12 protein-coding genes and 2 pseudogenes are annotated in these 18437 nt (G+C 58.5%); 11 read left to right on the forward strand and 3 right to left on the reverse strand.

Translation table 11 applies throughout. The features are described from left to right. Positions 1 to 296: 296 nt before the first annotated feature. The 7 genes from QEN71_RS41435 to otnK all read left to right on the forward strand — a co-directional run bounded on the left by QEN71_RS41435 (position 297) and on the right by otnK (position 9624). Positions 297 to 1397 carry a porin gene (locus QEN71_RS41435; protein WP_201658961.1) on the forward strand — a complete coding sequence of 367 codons (1101 nt, stop codon included), beginning with the start codon at positions 297 to 299 and terminating at the stop codon, positions 1395 to 1397. Between the two features lie 30 nt (positions 1398 to 1427). After that, positions 1428 to 2903, forward strand: coding sequence for a pyruvate kinase (gene pyk, locus QEN71_RS41440; RefSeq protein WP_201658964.1), 1476 nt, complete (start codon positions 1428 to 1430; stop codon positions 2901 to 2903). Beyond that, entirely contained in the window at positions 2900 to 4525 is a 1626-nt protein-coding gene (locus tag QEN71_RS41445) for an NADP-dependent glyceraldehyde-3-phosphate dehydrogenase (RefSeq protein ID WP_233472087.1), read from the forward strand. Before pyk ends, QEN71_RS41445 begins: the two co-directional genes overlap by 4 nt. A gap of 61 nt (positions 4526 to 4586) precedes the next feature. Beyond that, a complete protein-coding gene (locus tag QEN71_RS41450; RefSeq protein WP_201658967.1) occupies positions 4587 to 5921 on the forward strand; it encodes an MFS transporter in 1335 nt (444 codons plus the stop codon). 270 nt (positions 5922 to 6191) lie between these two features. After that, positions 6192 to 7262 (forward strand): isocitrate/isopropylmalate dehydrogenase family protein, encoded by a 1071-nt coding sequence (locus QEN71_RS41455; protein ID WP_201658969.1) that lies wholly within the window; start codon positions 6192 to 6194, stop codon positions 7260 to 7262. A 39-nt stretch (positions 7263 to 7301) separates the two neighbouring features. Continuing rightward, the gene (locus QEN71_RS41460) at positions 7302 to 8330 is read left to right on the forward strand and encodes an amidohydrolase family protein (protein WP_201658973.1); all 1029 of its coding nucleotides are present in this window, start codon (positions 7302 to 7304) and stop codon (positions 8328 to 8330) included. Positions 8331 to 8349: 19 nt separating this feature from the next. Continuing rightward, positions 8350 to 9624, forward strand: a complete 1275-nt coding sequence (otnK, locus tag QEN71_RS41465; RefSeq protein ID WP_233472088.1) for a 3-oxo-tetronate kinase — start codon at positions 8350 to 8352, stop codon at positions 9622 to 9624. A 249-nt stretch (positions 9625 to 9873) separates the two neighbouring features. On the opposite strand, the gene QEN71_RS41470 is transcribed toward otnK, so the two are convergent. Next, positions 9874 to 11214: a transposase gene (locus tag QEN71_RS41470; RefSeq protein WP_201658976.1), complete on the reverse strand. Its 1341-nt coding sequence runs from the start codon at positions 11212 to 11214 to the stop codon at positions 9874 to 9876. Between the two features lie 178 nt (positions 11215 to 11392). On the opposite strand from QEN71_RS41470, the pseudogene QEN71_RS41475 reads away from it, so the two are divergent. Further along, positions 11393 to 12208: pseudogene (locus QEN71_RS41475) on the forward strand (IS110 family RNA-guided transposase); the annotation flags it as partial. 8 nt (positions 12209 to 12216) lie between these two features. Here the strand turns inward: QEN71_RS41475 and QEN71_RS41480 are convergent. After that, positions 12217 to 13650, reverse strand: a complete 1434-nt coding sequence (locus QEN71_RS41480; protein ID WP_290468274.1) for an IS4 family transposase — start codon at positions 13648 to 13650, stop codon at positions 12217 to 12219. Positions 13651 to 13714: 64 nt separating this feature from the next. Here QEN71_RS41480 and QEN71_RS45000 point away from each other — a divergent pair. From QEN71_RS45000 to QEN71_RS41490, 3 genes and pseudogenes are all read left to right on the forward strand, one after another. Further along, positions 13715 to 13945 (forward strand): annotated as a pseudogene (locus QEN71_RS45000) (IS110 family transposase); the annotation flags it as partial. Between the two features lie 252 nt (positions 13946 to 14197). Further along, entirely contained in the window at positions 14198 to 15211 is a 1014-nt protein-coding gene (locus tag QEN71_RS41485) for an IS110 family RNA-guided transposase (RefSeq protein WP_290468275.1), read from the forward strand. A 410-nt stretch (positions 15212 to 15621) separates the two neighbouring features. After that, positions 15622 to 16521 (forward strand): DMT family transporter, encoded by a 900-nt coding sequence (locus tag QEN71_RS41490; protein ID WP_201662050.1) that lies wholly within the window; start codon positions 15622 to 15624, stop codon positions 16519 to 16521. Between the two features lie 171 nt (positions 16522 to 16692). Here QEN71_RS41490 and QEN71_RS41495 read toward each other — a convergent pair whose 3' ends face one another. Continuing rightward, the gene (locus QEN71_RS41495; RefSeq protein WP_201662047.1) at positions 16693 to 18435 is read right to left on the reverse strand and encodes a cobaltochelatase CobT-related protein; all 1743 of its coding nucleotides are present in this window, start codon (positions 18433 to 18435) and stop codon (positions 16693 to 16695) included. Positions 18436 to 18437 lie beyond the last annotated feature (2 nt).

An 18437-nucleotide genomic window follows, 5' to 3' on the forward strand; every position in this document is an offset into this window, starting at 1 on the left:
GAGTCCACCGGGCTTCCTCGCCTCATCCGTGCGCGAAACTGTGGCGCAGGAAATCTCCCATATCCGTGTCTGACGCATCCCTATAAGTGGGGGTTTACGTGGGTGCAAGTCGCATCAGCATTTGCTTTATATTGTACGTTGTTGCGATATAGTACATACCTATCCGATTAATGGGCAACGCATCGCATCCGTGAGTCAGACGGGAGGCGAAGCCCATGTTCGCGGCATCGGTGCGTCCAACATTGTATTAAGTGGTCATATAGAACAACCTAACAATCACGACAGGAGGATTGGAGATGCGGAAGTTACTGATTGGTTTGGGTGCGACGGCGGGGTGCCTGATAGTGCCGGGCGCATACGCTGCGAGCAGCGTGACGCTGTACGGGATCATCGATATCGGCGTTCAGTACGCGAGCAATGTCGGAGGGCACGCGCAAACGCAGGAAGCCAGCGGGATGTTCAATGGCAACCGCTTCGGATTCAAGGGCAACGAGGATCTGGGCGGCGGCTGGCAAGCTGTGTTTCAACTTGAGAACGGCTTCAACGGCAACAACGGCACGTTCGGTCAAGGCACAAGCGCATCCGGCTCGACCGCAGCGGTTACCCGACTTTTCGGGCGTATGGCATGGGTTGGCCTGAAATCGCCTTGGGCAACGTTGAGCCTTGGCCGTCAATACGACTTCATGTACGACTTCGCACCGATCGCGGTGTCGAACTACGTGGGCTCGTTCATGCACCGGCCCGGAACCGCGAACGCGCTCCTGGGCAACAACGGCAGCACTACCGACTTCGACCGCATCGGCGGTGCCCGCGTCGACAATTCGGCCAAGCTCACCAGCGCGCCTCTCGCCGGGTTCACCCTTGGCGCACTCTATGGTTTCGGAGGCCAGGCGGGCGCTTTCTCCAACGGAAGCACGGAGAGCTTTGGGCTGAAGTACGAAAACGGCGGCCTGCTCGCGAATGCCGTCTGGACGAACCTGAAGGAAGCCAATTCCCTGAGCAGCTACCGGACGTATGGCGCGGGCGCGCGATACCAGTTCGGCCCGGTGCGGGTCTCGGGCATGTACACGAATGCGCGCTGGACGGCGACGGGCGACCATGTGGATACGCTGGAATTCGGCGCCCAATACCTGATCACCCCCGCTTTCTCCGTCGCTGCCGGCTACTTCTACTCGAAGCCGAATAACGAAAAGAAGAACGTGATCATGCAGGGCACCCGGAATCAGGTCGGCTTCACCACGGCCTATCTGTTCTCGAAGGCGACGAGCGTCTACGCAACTGTCGACTACCAGCGTGCGAAGCATGGCTATGCCGCACAGATCTACAACCTCTCTCCCACCGATGCCAAGACCAATCACCAGACGATGGTCGGCGTCGGATTGCAGCACTTCTTCTAATCCCGCAGTCAGGGGCGACAGGACATCCAGATGCAAAGAAGCAGGGCAACGAAAATATTGGCCACGCTCGGACCGGCCAGTTCCACAGAAGCCGCGATCGAGGCGCTTGCGCGCGCAGGCGCCGACGTGTTTCGCCTCAATTTCAGCCACGGATCGCACGCCGACCATGCAGCCAGGCATGCGGCAGTTCGTGCTGTTGAGGCGAAGCTTGGGCGGCCTGTTGGAATCCTTATTGACCTGCAGGGGCCGAAGCTGCGTGTCGGCACCTTTACCAACGGCCGCGAAGAGATCGGGCAGGGCCAGCAGTTCTGCTTCGATCGCGATTGCGCAGCGGGTGATCGCAACCGGGTTTTCCTGCCGCACCCTGAGATTTTTGCTGCTCTGCAGCCGGGCCACCATTTGCTGATTGACGACGGCAAACTGCGCTTCAAGGTTCTTACGGTTTCAGACCAGTGCATCGCTACAGAGGCGCTGGTCACTGGAGTTATCTCTGATCGCAAGGGTGTGAGCGTCCCTGAGGCAAGCCTGTCGATCGCCGCGCTTTCACCAAAGGACCGTGACGATCTGGAATTCGGACTCTCCCTTGGCATCGACTGGGTGGCACTGTCCTTCGTTCAGCGCGCTCAGGATGTCCTCGAAGCAAAATCGCTTATTCGCGGCCGCGCTGCCGTGATGGCCAAGATCGAAAAGCCACAGGCCGTCGACAACATCGCGAGCATCATCGAAGTCGTCGACGCGATCATGGTTGCAAGAGGTGATCTCGGTGTCGAAATGCCGCCCGAAGATGTGCCGCTGGTGCAGAAGCGACTTGTCCGTCTTTCGCGCGATGCCGGCAAGCCGGTCGTGGTCGCCACGCAGATGCTCGAATCGATGATTTCGACGCCTACGCCGACCCGTGCTGAAGCATCGGACGTGGCGACGGCGGTGTACGACGGTGCCGATGCCGTGATGCTCTCCGCAGAATCGGCGTCGGGTGCATATCCGGTTGACGCTGTCGCGATGATGGCGCGGATCGTCCGACGCACGGAGGCTGATCCGCTCCAGCGCCAATTGATGAACGCGGTGGCGGCACAACATTCCGCGAATCCTACCGATGCGATTGGCGCTGCGATCAATACGGTATCCGATGTTTTGCCGCTGGGCGCTGCCGTCACGTACACATCCTCCGGTGCAACCGCGCAACGCATCTCGCGTGTGCGGCCACGCTCGCCGATTCTCAGTCTGACTCCGAACGTAGATGTTGCCCGCAGGCTCGCGCTTGTCTGGGGTGTCAGTTCGCGCGTGAGCGCCGATGCGCAGAGCATCGAGGACATCGTCGCTATTGCATCGGATGCCGCGCAGGCGGAAGGTCTTTGTGAAAACGGGCGGCCGCTTGTTGTGGCTGCGGGCGTTCCTTTCGGGAAGCCGGGGTCGACCAATCTGATGCGCATTGTCTGGCCGTCAGAGATCGCTGCCGAATCCAGTACGAACGAATCTCAGCCATATCAAGCAGGAGCCGCATCGTGACGAAGATTTCCGAACTGGCGGCGTTGTTTCCGCTGGCAAATGACATTCCGGCGGATGCCCGCATTACTCCGCTGCATCAACGAGAGACTTTGGTTGGCGGTGAAATGCGCCGCCATGAAGGCGACACCAAGACGGTTCTGTCTGCAGTACATCTTCGGCAGGAAGATGGCCTGCTTGTTCCTGCCGAAGTGGGAAGCTATCCGCTCGGGGGACCAAAAGAAGCGCGAGAAGCGTTGGATGCTGCGGTTTCGGCATACGACAGCGGTCGCGGCCGCTGGCCGACGATGACGGTGGCAGGGCGCATCGCCTGTGTCGAACACTTCGCTCGCCTGATGGTTGAGCGCAGAGAGGAGGTCGTTCGTCTGATCATGTGGGAGATCGGGAAGACGCGGCAGGATGCGCAAAAGGAGTTTGACCGGACCGTCGAATACATCTCCGCTACGGTTGAAGCATTGAAGGAGCTCGACAACGGCAACTCGCGTTTCCAGGTGGTGGACGGAACGATCGCGCAGATTCGCCGCGCACCACTTGGCGTCGTGTTGTGCATGGGACCGTTCAACTATCCGCTGAACGAAACCTTCACAACGCTGATCCCGGCGCTGATTATGGGTAATACCGTTGTGCTCAAGCCGCCGAAGTTTGGAGCACTGCTGTTTTATCCGCTGCTCTTTGCCTTCCAGAAGGCGTTCCCGGCCGGAGTCATCAACACGATATATGGCAGGGGCGAGGAGATCGTTCCTTACCTGATGGGGAGCGGCGAGATCAACGTGCTCGCTCTGATCGGTTCCAGTCGCGTCGCGGATTCGCTCAAGAAGCAGCATCCGAAATCGAACCGCCTGCGGGCTGTGCTCGGCCTTGACGCCAAGAATCCGGCCATCGTACTGCCGGATGCTGATCTCGACATTACTGTGCGCGAATGCGTGGCGGGATCACTGTCCTTCAACGGGCAACGTTGTACTGCGCTGAAGGTCATCTTCGTTCATCGCTCTATCGCGGACAGTTTCGTTTCGCGATTCGCTGAGGCAGTGGGAAAACTCCGGTGCGGCATGCCCTGGGAACCTGGGGTGCAGATCACACCGTTACCTGATCAGAAGAAGCCCCGGTATCTGGCGGAGTGCGTAGCCGAAGCCGTCAAGCATGGCGCATGCGTGGTGAACGAGGGTGGGGGTGAAAGCGCCGGCACGATGTTCCGTCCTGCAGTCGTCTATCCCGTCAACGAACGTATGCGGCTCTACCACGAAGAACAGTTCGGGCCCGTGGTTCCTGTCGTACCGTTCGACGACGTTAACGAACCGCTCGACTACATCATCCGCTCGCCCTATGGGCAACAGGTCAGCCTGTTCGGTAACGATCCGCAGCAGATCGGTCTGCTGACAGATCAGCTCGTCAATCAGGTGTGCCGGGTCAATCTCAATTGCCAGTGTCAACGCGGACCGGACGTCTTTCCGTTTGCCGGTCGCAAGGATTCGGCCGAGGGAACGTTATCGGTTGGCGATGCTCTGCGCGCGTTTTCGATCCGATCGATGGTCGCGACCAGGCAGTCTTCATCCGACAAGGCGCTGCTCACCGCGATCGTTGACGGACGTCGTTCCAACTTCATCAGTACCGGATTTCTGCTCTGAGCCGGATAGCGTAGATGGCCCCTGGAGACGGGGCCTGTAGCAATAACTGGAGGTCAAACAAATGAAACCCGAAATTCACACGCGAACCATGGGGAAGGTGTCTAGACGCCTGATTCCTTTCATGATCATCATGTTTCTGATCAACTTTCTGGATCGCGTGAACATTGGATTCGCAGCACTCGAGATGAACAAGGACCTTGGCCTCTCGCCGAGTACCTACGGATTTGCAGCAGGTATCCTGTTCATCGGATACGTCGCGTTCGAAGTGCCTAGCAACATGATTCTGCAGCGTGTGGGCGCCCGGGTCTGGCTCGCACGCATCATGATCACATGGGGCATTCTGGCGACCCTGATGGCATTCGTATTCAACGAAGCATCGCTGTTCACGCTGCGCGCCCTGATTGGTGTGGCGGAAGCCGGCTTTTTCCCGGGCCTCGTCTTTTACATGATGCGCTGGTTTCCCGCCGAAGAGCGTGCAAAGGCCATCACGGTTTTCATGTTGGGCAATCCCATTTCGGTGATTATTGGTGGACCGCTGTCGACTGCAATTCTTCATTTCGCGCATCACTTCGGTGGTTTCGCGGGCTGGCAATGGCTGTTCATCATCGAGGGGATCCCGGCGATTATCATCGGCGCGGTAACCTTGGTCTGGCTGACCGAGCGGCCCGAGGATGCAAAGTGGCTGGAACCTGATGAGCGCGAATGGCTGGTCACGAAGATCAGCGAAGAGGCGCGTGCGAAGGAAAGCCGCGGTCACAGCCCCGTTCGCGTACGTGACATTTTTGTTCACGGAAAGACGCTTGCCTTTGCTTTCTCCAAGTTCTGCGTCCTGCTTGCGTTCTTCGGCATCACGCTCTGGTTGCCGCAGATCGTAAAGAGCATTGGTACCCTCAATACTTTTGAGGTCGGTGTTGCCTCTGCAATTCCCTATGTCTTTTCGGCGATCGCGAGTGTTCTCATCGGACGTCATTCGGACAAGACGGGCGAGCGCAAGTGGCATATCGCGTTGCCGGCATTCCTCGGTGCCGCTGGCTTCGTCGTGGCGAGCCTCACCGCCAATCCGTGGGGTGCGATGGCCGCACTCTGCGTGGCCGCGACGGGACTCTGGGTTTCCAACACGGTGTTCTGGACGCTGCCGTCCGCCATGCTCTCCGGAACTACAGCGGCCGCAGGCATCGCATTCATCAACGCCTTCGGTAATCTTGGCGGCTTCGTGGGTCCGTATCTGACGGGCTGGATCCGGGAGGCAACGCATTCGTATGTCTGGGCGCTCGCTATGTTGGGTGGCTTCCTGGCGTTGAGCGGCATCATCGTGCTGATCGTTGGGCGCTCTGAAGCACCGGGCAGCGGTCGAGCCGAGCGCGTGGCGCAGCAGCCGGCGTTCAGGAAATCCTGAGCGACTTCGCTTGGCTAGGCCATGGCGGCGGGTCCTTGCATGACGTTAGATGTGGTCCGTAGCCAGCCATGGACAAGACGAGGCGGGAGCGCTAGTGCCGACTCGTCTGTTCTTCTATCGCCTCCAAGCCAATATGTGATGGCAGGCATATGGACGCTAAAGGCTGATTTTGGCCCTAGAACAAACCCTTAGATTGTATCATGAGGTAATAGCGTACAATCTGTTATCGAATTATTTGGCGCTAGCTGCCTACCCCTACGGAGAATTGAGATGCGTATTCTGGTTTTGCCCTGCGATGGTATCGGTCCTGAAATTACCGCCGCCTCTATGGCGGCATTGCAAGCTGCAGACAAGAAATTCGGCCTGAACCTGTCGTTCGACTACGACGACGTCGGCTTCGTGAGTCTCGAGAAGTACGGCACGACGCTGCGCGACGAAGTGCTGGAAAAAGCCAAGACCTATGACGGCATCATCCTCGGCACGCAGTCGCATGCGGACTACCCGGTTCCGGAAAAGGGCGGTCGTAACGTATCGGCCGGCTTCCGTATCGGCCTGGATCTCTACGCTAACGTCCGTCCGGCGCGTACGCGACCGTTCCTGACCTCGAACATGCGCGAGGGCAAGACGATGGATCTCGTGATCATGCGCGAAGCGACGGAAGGTTTCTATCCGGACCGCAACATGACCAAGGGATGGGCAGAGCTGATGCCGAGTCCCGACATGGCCATCTCGCTGCGCAAGATCACGCGGCATTGCAGCGAGCGCATTGCGCGTCGCGCATTCGAGCTGGCGATGAAGCGCAAGAAGAAGGTGACGGCGATTCACAAGGCGAACAGCTTCCACATGACGGATGGCCTGTTCCTGGAATGCGTGCGCGATGTCGCCAGGGATTTCCCGGAAGTGCAGGTCGACGACCTGCTCGTCGATGCATCGACGGCGCACCTGGTGCGCTCGCCCGAACGTTTCGACGTGCTGGTGGCTACGAACTTCTACGGCGACATCATCAGCGATCTGGCGAGCGAACTGTCGGGCAGCCTGGGACTGGCTGGTTCGATGATGGCGAGCGACACGCATTGCTGCGCCCAGGCACAGCATGGCTCGGCGCCTGACATCGCCGGTCAGGACAAGGCGAATCCGGTATCGATGATCCTCTCCGTTGCGATGCTGATCCAGTGGATGGGTGAGCACCACAACAACCCGGCGTACGTCGAGGCTGGCAACGCAATGGAAGCCGCTGTCGACAAGGTTCTCGAGAACCCGGCAACGCGCACGCCGGACCTGGGCGGCACGTTTGGATGCAAGGCGTTCGGCGACGAAGTCGCACGCGTGATCGCGGGCTGATGAGTTGCTTCGTGGGCGCTTCGTGCGCCCACGCTCGTTTTGGCGGATACACCGATAAGAATCAGAGGGAGACAGCAAATGGTCAATCGCCGGCAGATGCTGGTTGCAACGGGTGCAGCACTCGGGGCAACGTCATTCATCGGTTTTGGGAAAGTCATGGGAAAGGAACTAGGGCACATGTCCCCCATCGGTTTCAATGTGCCTTCAGGCGTCGTGGATTCGCACTGCCATATCTTCAATCCTGCGAAGTTCCCCTATTCGCCGAAGCGCAAGTACACCCCGCCGCCGGCGACTGTGCAGGATCTTCAGCGCTTCCATGCTGCTATCCACGTGCACCGTACCGTGCTCGTCCAGCCGAGCGTGTACGGAACGGACAACTCGTGTCTGATCGATGCACTTGGCCAGCTCGGAAAGGACGCCCGTGGTGTCGCGGTAATCGACTCGACGTTCTCCGGCCAGCAACTGGACGACCTGGCAGGTGCAGGCGTGGTGGGCGTGCGAATCAATCTGGAGGTTGGTAAGGACCGGAACTTCAACTCGGCCATCACACGGCTTGAACAGACAGTGGACACCCTGCGCGGGAAGCCGTTGATCATTCAGGTCTATGCAGCCTTGCCGATCCTTGATGAACTGGCAAAGCGCATCCAGGTTCAACCGCATCCCGTCGTCATCGATCACTTTGGATTGGCGAAGGCGGCAGATGGTCCGGAGCAGTTCGGCATGTCCGCGCTGATCGGCATGATGCAGTCGAAAAAGGTCTTCGTGAAGCTGTCCGGGCCGTATCAGATTTCGCTTCTGAAGCCTGGTTACGCCGATACCGCGCGAATCGGCCAGACGCTGGTCGAGGCCGCACCGGATCAGGTGATCTGGGGAAGCGACTGGCCGCACACGGGAGGCAGTGAGCGTCCCGCCGATGCCAAACCCACGGATATCGAACCGTTTCGCAGCGAAGACGAAGGCCGTAACTTTACGCTGGTGAAAAGCTGGGCACCGGAGCCCGCGCAACGACACAAACTGCTCGTGGAAAACGCGACGAAGCTGTTCGGCTTCGGCTCGCACGCAGCATGATTCATATCGGGAGTTTCCTTTGAGCAAGCCCTTACTTGGTTGCATCGCCGACGATTTCACAGGTGGTACAGACCTCGCCAGTACTTTGGTCCGCGGGGGAATGCGAACTGTCCAGATCATTGGTGTGCCCATGCAGGAGGAGGTGCCGGACGCCGACGCTATTGTCATCGCGTTGAAGTCCCGCACTTGCGATCCGGAGGAGGCCGTGCGCGAGTCGCTCGCCGCGCTTGAATGGCTCCGCAAGGCTGGCTGTGAGCAGTTTTTCTTCAAGTACTGTTCTACGTTCGATTCGACAGCAAAGGGCAACATTGGACCGGTCGCCGATGCGCTGGCCGAGGCGCTAGGCGTCGACTTTGCGATCGCCTGTCCGGCGTTTCCCGAGAACGGCAGAACCATATACAAAGGCTATCTGTTCGTCGGCGACGTGCTGCTGAACGAGTCGGGCATGCGGAATCACCCGCTGACGCCGATGACCGACGCAAACCTGGCCCGTGTGCTGCGGAGCCAGACGCATGCAAAGGTCGGATCAGTGATGCTTGATGCGGTATCGAAGGGGCCGGCTGCGATCACTGCGAAGTTCGATGCGCTGCGAGCGGATGGCGTGAAATACGCCATCGTCGATGCCGTGACCGATCAGGACCTGCTCAGCATCGGCGCCGCCCTGTCTGGCCATCCGCTTGTGACAGGCGGTTCGGGCGTCGCAATGGGACTTCCGGAAAACTTTCGTTCTGCTGGCAAGTTGAGCGCCGCGGCGTCGACGGCATCAACTCTGCCTGAAATCACGGGACATGGTGCTGTCCTGTCAGGAAGCTGTTCTGTCGCGACGAACGGACAGGTCGAGCATTGGAAGGCATCGCGTCAGGCATTCCAGCTTGATGCGCTCGAGCTTGCGAACGGCGACCGTCAGATCGACGAAGCGATCGCATGGGCCGCGCAGCGCGTTTCGGCTGAACCCGTGTTGATCTACGGAAGCGCGACGCCGGAAATCGTCAAGCGCGCCCAGGAGAAGCTGGGCGTCGAGAAGGCAGGTGCGCTGATGGAGCGCGCACTGGCGACCATCGCACGTGCGCTGGTAGAACAGCACGGTGTGCGCAAACTGGTCGTCGCAGGCGGTGAGACTTCGGGCGCTGTGGTCAAGGCGCTGCACGTGTCCGCGTTGCGAATCGGCGCACCGATTGACCCCGGCGTTCCCTGGACGATCGGCAATGGAAAGGAACAGCTTGCGCTCGCGCTGAAGTCAGGAAACTTCGGGACGAAGGATTTCTTCGAGAAAGCACTGGCATTGGCGCCGTAACCCTGTCTGGCAGGGAAGGCAACTACGTCTCCTCCATATCTCCACGATATGGATTTGGCCCGCTAGCTTTAGCGGGCTTTTTTTGTTCTTCGCAGAAATCCGGGGGCCGGCCTGCGGACAGGCTGTAGTCGGCCTATTTCGTTGAAAAACTCTGTTTTGGGCGAATGCGGTCATGTTTTGGCATACGATCGACGCGCTCAACGTTCTTTCCGATGACATTGCATCCGCGGATGCATGCCGCGATTCCTTTCAAGCGGATGCATTTTTCACCTCCTCCTGCTTTGGCATCAACCACTTCGCCATTCGCCTCAAATTCTGTGCGGTTGCAGCCAGCAAGAACTCGTCGTGTGCGCCTGAAGGTCCTCTCAACCGAAGACGATCCAGCTTCATGACACGTTTGAGGTGGGCAAACAGGATCTCAACTTTCTTGCGATCTTTGCGTGACTGCCGATATGCCGGTGTCTTCGCAATAGCCCTTACCTTATCACGTGCTGATTCGTAGACACTTCGGGCAATCTTTCGTATCGGTGTGTTTGGGCAGCATTGATTCTTCAGTACACGTCCAGTGCAGTCCAACTGGTTTGATCGATAGACGACAGTGTTGGCCTTGGTGATGTGCGTGCGCGGACTCTTGAATGGACGCCGTTCGCTGCGCAGTGCGTGTCCAGCGGGGCAGCGATATTTGTTGCTTTGCTCAAGCCATTGAAACTCGCTATTCGAGAAGGTCTCGTCGCTCCGTGCCCCTTTCTCCCATACCGGAACTTGCGGCTCGATAGCCTTGTCATTGATCATCCAGGCAAGCATCGACGCGGTGGTCGAGTTCACCTCCTGTGTGCGGTATGCGGGTGTGGCCTCAACATCTACGATGATTCCTGCGTGCAGATCAATCAGGTAGTTGGTCGAGTAGGCGTAGAACGCCGGGCCACCAGGCGCTGCGGTCCAACGTGCAGCCGGATCGGTCAGCAAAATGTTCTTAGGCTGCGTGGCAGGTTCCTGCGATGCGTCCACGGCATGGGCATCATCGTCGTTCTCATCGAGCGTCGCCAGATACTCGCGCACCGCGCGGCTGGGTCCTTCACCGCGACTCCTGTCGATTGTTTCAGTCCCCGCGATGCCTCGGGTGCGATTTGCGTCGGCCTTGATCACACTCGCATCGATCGCGAACCCTTCGCCTCCTACGAGTCCCTCTTTCATGCAGCGACGCAAAACTGATTCGAATACATGGCGGAGCATATCGCTGTCGCGAAACCGGCCATGGCGATTCTTTGAGAAGGTCGAGTGATCCGGAACCGCATCGTCAAGGCCGAGACGGCAAAACCAGCGATACGCCAGATTGGGATGGACTTCTTCACACAGACGCCGTTCGGAGCGAATTCCAAAGCAGTATCCGATGATCAGCATGCGGATCATCAACTCTGGATCAATAGATGGGCGCCCCGTATGACTGTAAAACGGCGCCATGTGCTTTCGGAGGTCGCCGGCATCGAAGAAGTGATTTATACCGCGTAACAGATGGTCTTTCGGAATGTGATCATCCAGGTTGAACGTGTAAAAAAGCCGGTCCTGATCGCCGCTCCGCTGACCCATCATGACGCTGCACTCCCGTCGATCGATGGATTCCAGGATACCCGAGAACTCGACTCCTAGGCGAGTTTTTCAACGGAATAGGCCAGAAGCAATGGGATGGACTCCTCCTCACCCGGCTGGCTCGCGGCGCACGGCGCATGATTGTCGTCGCGTTCGACCAGTCAACGAGGAGGAACCTGAAATGGACATGATTCGTGTTGGGATTGATCTCGCCAAAAACGTTTTCCAGATGCATGGCGTCGATCGAAGCGAGAAAGCAATATGGCGCCGCAAGCTTACCCGTCTGGAATGGCTGGATGTCGTGCAACGGACCGTTCCTCTGCATGCCGTGATAGGCATGGAAGCCTGCGGCAGTGCGCATCACTGGGCGCGACGTCTTCAGGCGATCGGATATACCGTGAAGCTGATAGCCCCGCAGTTTGTGAAGCCATACGTCAAGAGTCACAAAAACGACGCAAACGACGCCGAAGCTATCTGTGAAGCGATGAGCCGGCCTGGAATGCGCTTTGTTGCCGTCAAGACCGTCGAGCAGCAGGACGTGCAGGCGGTTCACCGCGTCCGCGCCGGATTAATGGAGCAACGTAACGCAAAGGCAAACCAGATTCGCGGCCTGACCTCCGAATATGGCATTGTGGCGCCCCGAGAGATTCTCCAGTTGCGCCGCGCTGTTCCTGTCTGGCTAGAAGACGTAAACAGCGGTCTGAGCGACCGATTCCGGCGTCTGCTCACGGGGCTGTGGGAGGACCTGCGCTCCCTGGACGACCGGATTCGCGAACTCGATCGTGAAATTGCTGCGATTGCCGCATCCGATCCCGTCGCCAGACGTTTGCAGCAATTACGCGGCGTTGGGCCAATGGTTGCAACGGCGTTGATCGCAACCGTGGGCAATGCCCGACAGTTTTCCAATGGCCGGCAGATGGCGGCGTCGCTCGGACTGACACCCAGACAAAACAGCTCCGGTGGCAAAGAGCGGCTTCTAGGGATTAGCAAGAGAGGTGCTTGCAATTACCCACTTCTTTTTAGCGCGAGTTCATAGCCGATCTGGATGTCAGTCAGACGTCGCATCCCACGCCACATCACGGTATTGCCCGGCGGAGGGTCACTGGCACGCGCAAGGTAACCACCGAGCTGGGCGAGCCTGATGACGTTGCGCACGAGCGGTGGTGCCTGTGCGTTATGAGACGTGTCCTGAACGACGTGTTCAAGCAGGTCGATTTCGGTGCGTGTGAACGCGAGTTCGGCTGCGGCCCGTGGCGCCGAGCGGCCGAGCATGGTGATCCAGAATATGCGCCAGCTCAGGATGCAGAAGACTGCGATCAGGTTCGTTAGCCGGTCGGCTGTACGAAGTCGGGACTCTTCGGCCTTGCAGCCCGACTTCAGGATTTTGTGGAAGGTTTCGATTTTCCAGCGCATTGCATACCAGTCAAGTTTCTCGATTGCCTCGGCACGAGAGCGGACCGGCAGGTTGGTGATGAGTTTCCATTCTATAGGGGCACGCCCGGGCGGCGGATCTCGCTCCTGCGCGTGAAGTACTGTTAGCTGTAACGCGGGGTAGCGGCTCTGCTTGCCGATGGGCGGCAGAACAGTCATTGGCGCATAGCGCAGTTCGAGCGTCGCGGTCATCGGACGGCCCTTCGCATCGCGAAGCTCGACGCGATGGAGTCCCTTTACCTGAACCTGCCGCATGGCTTTGGAGATCGTGTGCTGACCATCTCCCGCGAGCCTGTCGACACAGGTACGCACGAGGAAGTAGGTGGAAAGATCATATGCGGTGCAAAACAGCTCGTAGATGTCGCTTTCCCGGTCACCGATGTGAATGCAACGCACAGGATCGTCGAGAAGTTCAGTCGACTGGCGCATATTTTCCAGCCAGCGCCAGCTTTCCTTTTCCTCAATCGGTACGCGCGTGGGATTGATATGACGCTTGAGTTCAGAAGCCCCCTTGAACTGCTTTCTTGTCCAGAATTTCACTGCAGCCAGACCAAGTGGCAATCCATCGGCAGTAACAGCAAGACTCGAATGCATCAGGATGCCGCATTGCGTGAGCGGTCGTCGCGGGCCCCTGCCGTTCTTCCCCGTGCGCAGGGTCGTCTTGCCCGTGTAGCCGATGAGTTCGGGACGCTCGCGCTGGTACGAGAATGCGGTCGTGTCCTGCAGGATAAGCACCGGCCCATCGGTGGCCTTCACACGCTCGGCGCTCGCCTGGAAATGTCCGCTCAGGATATCGTGTTCGCTGACGCGGTCATTGGACAGAAACCGGTACGCAGCCTTGGTCGAAGCCCAGTCCTGACAGGCGAACGGGATCGTCTGCCCCATGCCGTCCCACAGCTTCTCGAGCAGGCTTGCGAAGCGGCGGCGCAGCCTGGTGTCCTGGAATTCGCTTCCCTGGACTTCCAGATCGAACCACGAACGATCATCCGCGTGTCGCTTACCGGCCATCCCGCGTGCGTATGGAATGTGACGTATGCCAGGTTACCAGGTTTCGCGCTGGAGATGTGGGTAATTGCAAGAGAGAGGTGACGCTTACGTGCGTTGCCTGTTAATCCACGGCGCACGCGCGATGATCCAGATGGCCCGTCGACGGACTGATGCGCTAAGTCTGTGGGTCATGCGCATAGCGGGCAGCCGGCATCCGAACATTGCAGCCGTAGCGCTAGCAAACAAAACCGCACGCATAGCCTGGGCGATGATTACACGGGAAACCGATTACCAGCCGGAACTTGCCGCACATTGAAACAGTAACTACCAGCAGTACCTTCATCCACGATTGCAAAACAAGTCGCACGATGGCCAACAGGTCGAACCGGCGCTGATCAAACCCGTGACTGACCGAGGCCTTGAGCCCGTAGGAGCGATTGGGAGTCAGCGCGCGAATAGCCCATCAGGGTCCGTTGCCTCACAGAGGCACAGTTGTACGAGACTGATGGTATGGACTCCCGCCCCCTTCGGGGCGACACTGATCTCACCAATTTCCGGGAGAACATCTATGCCTGCGCTCACCATTGGTCTCGATATTGCGAAGAACGTATTCCAGGTTTATTGCGTCGATCGTGGTGGCAGACCTGTCATACAGCGGAAGCTCCGTCGAGCAGATGTGTTGAAGTTCTTCTCGAAACTGGAACGAAGCCTGATCGGCATCGAAGCGTGTCATGGTTCGCACTTCTGGGCCCGTGAACTGAGCTCGCAAGGGCATACGGTGCGCCTTCTGCCAACGCAATATGTGAAACCCTTTCTGGTCGGTGGCAAGAACGATGCGAATGACGCTTCGGCCATCTGCGCGGCGGTGTCACGACCTGGCATTCATCCGGTACCGATCAAAAGCGCTGAACAGCAGTCACTGCAGTCGGTTCATCGTATGCGTGAGCGGCTCGTTCACGAGCGAACAGCGAAATCAAACCAGATACGAAGCATGTTTGCCGAAGAGGGGTTCATCTTTCCAATGGGTATCGTTCATTTAAGACAGGGTGTCGTGGCACTCGTGAATGATGCTGATGCCCGCATCACGATCCTGCTTCGACGGCTTGGCTCAATGTACATCGAACAGTTGGCAGCGTTACAGCGATGGATCGACGAACTCGCTTCCGAGATTGCCGAGATATTCAAACGCAATGAAAGCTGCCAGCGTCTCGCTACGGTACCCGGGATTGGACCGCTCGTAGCAACCGCATTGTTCAGCGGCGTCGGAGATCCACAGCAGTTCAGGAACGGGCGGCAGTTCGCAGCGTGGTTGGGTCTGACGCCCAGGCAGCGATCAAGCGGTGGCAAGTCAAAGCTGGGCAGCATCACAAAGCATGGCGACACCTATCTCCGCACCCTGCTGGTCCAGGGCGCGCGCGCTGTAATGCGCTTTGTAGACCGTCGTGACGACCGACATAGTCGCTGGATCAAAGCTGTGATGCAGCGCCGCCACGTGAGCATCGCTGCAATCGCGCTCGCGAACAAGACGGCGCGAATTGCGTGGGCAATACTGACGAGCAATGACAGCTTCAGGCTGGCGTAGCTCGCTTGTAACGCATCGAAGTAATTTCACTCCATCCACGATTGCGCAAGAAGCGGCAAGCATGGCGAACCGGTCGGACCGGCGCTTGTAGATCCTGATATATCCGGCGGCTGCATCAAGAAGCCAGGAGGCCGATGAGGGACAAGCGCGCAAACGTCCATGATGGCTCGTGCCGATGGCCGGCACATAAAAAGCCGAATGTACGGACGCAGTCGAGACCTTCAAAATGCACACCGATCTTGCTCATAGGCGGGAGTCCATGTACGGATATACGTGAGCAATCGACACCGAGGCTTGACAAGCGACGTGTTTGCAAACGAGGAGGAGTCCATATACGGTCATTCGACATGCGACGACGGATAGTTGACAATTGCGCTCGCTAACACAGAAACTTCATGCTGCCTACAAATATGCGCGCCAACGTGTCAGTCTCCAATCCTTCCGCCCAATATCAAACAATCGCTCTCGTAGTCGTTTCGATGTTTTGTTTCGCGGTCGTCGATGCGTTGGGGAAAGCGGTCGCACTGAACTATCCAGCGAACGAGGTAACTTTCTTCCGCATGTTGTTTGGCGTGATCCCAGCGTTGTTGGTGAGTCTTCGTGGCGGCCCGTTAGGCAAGCGTATTCAAAATGTCGATCTGCGCGGACAAATGGCGCGTGCCATCACTCTTCTCGGTGCCTCTGCACTGTTTTTCGCGGGCTTGCCGTATTTGCCTCTAAGTGAGGCGGTGGCGATCGTCTACTCAGAGGCGATCTTTGTCGTCCTTCTCGCGCCCATTTTGCTCGGGGAGCGCTTACTCGCGCGAAATGCCGTCGCCGCGTTCGCAGGCTTTCTCGGAGTCCTTCTCGTGGTCCGACCTCAAGGCAGCGTGTCGAATCTCATGGGCCCTTGTTTGCTTCTTGCTAGCGCGTTGTGTGGTGCTCTCTCAATGATTCAGATTCGCAAGCTCAAGGTTAGCGACGACTCAACCATCACAGTGCTCTTCTTTACAGCTTTCGGAACCGTAGTTACTGCCTTCTCTCTTTTCTTTTCCTGGCGTACGCCGACGCACAAGGACCTGCTAACCATGGCACTGCTGGCGTCATTCGCAACGGCCGGTCAACTCCTCTTTACGGTTGCAGTAAGGCGTGACAGTGCTGCAAAACTGGCTCCCTACACTTACACAAGTATCATTTGGGCAACGCTTTTCGGGTTTTTCGTGTGGGGCGAAACACTGGGCGTCGTTCCAGTCATCGGAATATTCGCGATCGTCGGGAGCTCGATCGCTGTTGCGATTCGGGAAGAGCCACCAGAGGGGCCAGCCGTCTAGCTCTGGCCAACAGTATCGCTACTCAATGGCTGATGCAAGGCGACCGAAGAGCGCTGGACTGCATCGACTGAATGACCGCAGTTCGGAAAGTTGAGCGTCTCCTGTGGCTCGAACAGAGCCCTTCCGCAGAAATCTGCGAAGAAACTACCTGCTCAAGTCTTCGGTGCGCCGTCAGACGCGTGGCTTCTCCAGCATCCAATCCCTGTGATTCAGAAGCGTACGACCCAGCACATCGAACGCGGCCTCAGGCAAGTCCTGCAGATGCTCTACGACGCTGCAGGTCGGATAGAACGCTTCGACCGCGTCGTCGAGTATGCCCACGCCGATCAGCTCGACTCCACACGAGTGGAGCTCCTCGACACGCGCCCGCAAATCGGTCTGAAGGATGGCCGGGTTCCCGTCGCCCGTCGCGGGGTAGCCGTCCGACAACACCATCAGAATATGGCGGTGCGAGCGGCGCTCAAGCAACCGCGTCGCAGCCCAGGACAATGCTTCACCGTCGGGGTTCTCGTGGCCGCATTCAATGCATGCCAGCCCGTTGAGGTTGTCTGAATCAAAGCGTTTGTAGACCTGCAGGTCCAGGCGCTCGACAAACCGGTTGAAGCCTCGGGGCGAGTTTCCTGCGGCGAACCAGTCTTCGTGATACTTGCGCATGCGCGCATCCTCGATGGAGCTATAGCCCAAAACCTCGCATGCGAAGCCGAGCTGAGTCAACGCGTCAGCAAGCGCTGCCGCGCAAAGCCTCGCGAGTTCGATTTTGCGACCCGCCATCGAGCCGCTACGGTCAATCAGAACACTGACAGCTGCGTCGCGCCCTGGCCTGACGCGCCGAGTCCGGAAGGGCGTGCGGTAGCCTGGCGACGTGGCGAGCTTGACTAGGGAAGGGCGGTCCAGTTCACCGCGCTCCTGCTCGCGTTTCCAGTGTGTCTGTTCGTCGGCCTTCAGCGCCCGTTCGAGCCGCACCTTGAGCGGTTCAGTTTGTGCTCGGGCGGCGCTACGCAGTTTTCTCCAGTCGACGGCGTCTCCTTTGCCTGTCAGATCTGCGACTTCGTCGAACTGCGTCGTGATGGGCACCGAGAAAATCGGGCGATTCTGCGGCGACATTCGCTGCGCGCTGGACACGCCGTCGCCAGATGGCTCGGCCGTTGCATCAGCTTGTGTCTGTGCAACGGAACCGTCGTTAATAGACGAAGGATCGAATGACGAGGAGGCCTCTGTGCCCACCGGCTCATCGGTTTTGAATTCATTCTTGACGCTCGCCGGGTCGAGGGTGCCGTCAGCATCGGCGGTGAACATCATGTTGTTAACATCGCCGGCGGCCAGAGCGCGGATCCGTTTGACGAAATCAATTGAGACGCGGACGCTGTCGCTCGTTGAGGTCGCCATACGGGCTTGTGCGAGCACGTCTGCGCTTGCGTCGAGTGCGGCCGTCAACGAGGGGCTGGACTCGATTGCGCCCGGCTGTTCGTCCCAGAGGAACCGCTCGACGCGCCAAACAAGCTTTTCTTTCCAGTCGAGTTGCGGCCAGCGCTCTACCGCGTCACGGGCCAGTTCCATGCGCATCGCTGCGAAGAACGACGCACTACCAGGATGGCCTGCCACGAGTTGTGCACACGCCCGACGGTCGTCAATTACCTGCGCGATCCGACGCGTAACGGGTGAACGCAGTCGGGCGAAAATATCCGGAGCCGAGAAACGGGCGCGTGCGGCAAGTTGATCAACATAGCCGGTCAGTACCGCGACCGATCCGTCCGATCGGATGAGTTTCGAGGGCAGGACGATGCAGTTGCCTCGTAGTTGTGGGCCGTCGTCCGCCATGACGACTTCCATCTCATCGTTCCCGGTCAGCGTTCGTGCCAGCCGGGACAGGTGAGCAAGCAGTTCGTCGTCAGGCCGTATCGGCGCGTCGGTCATAC

It is taken from the genome of Paraburkholderia sabiae (assembly GCF_030412785.1).
GTDB lineage: Bacteria > Pseudomonadota > Gammaproteobacteria > Burkholderiales > Burkholderiaceae > Paraburkholderia > Paraburkholderia sabiae.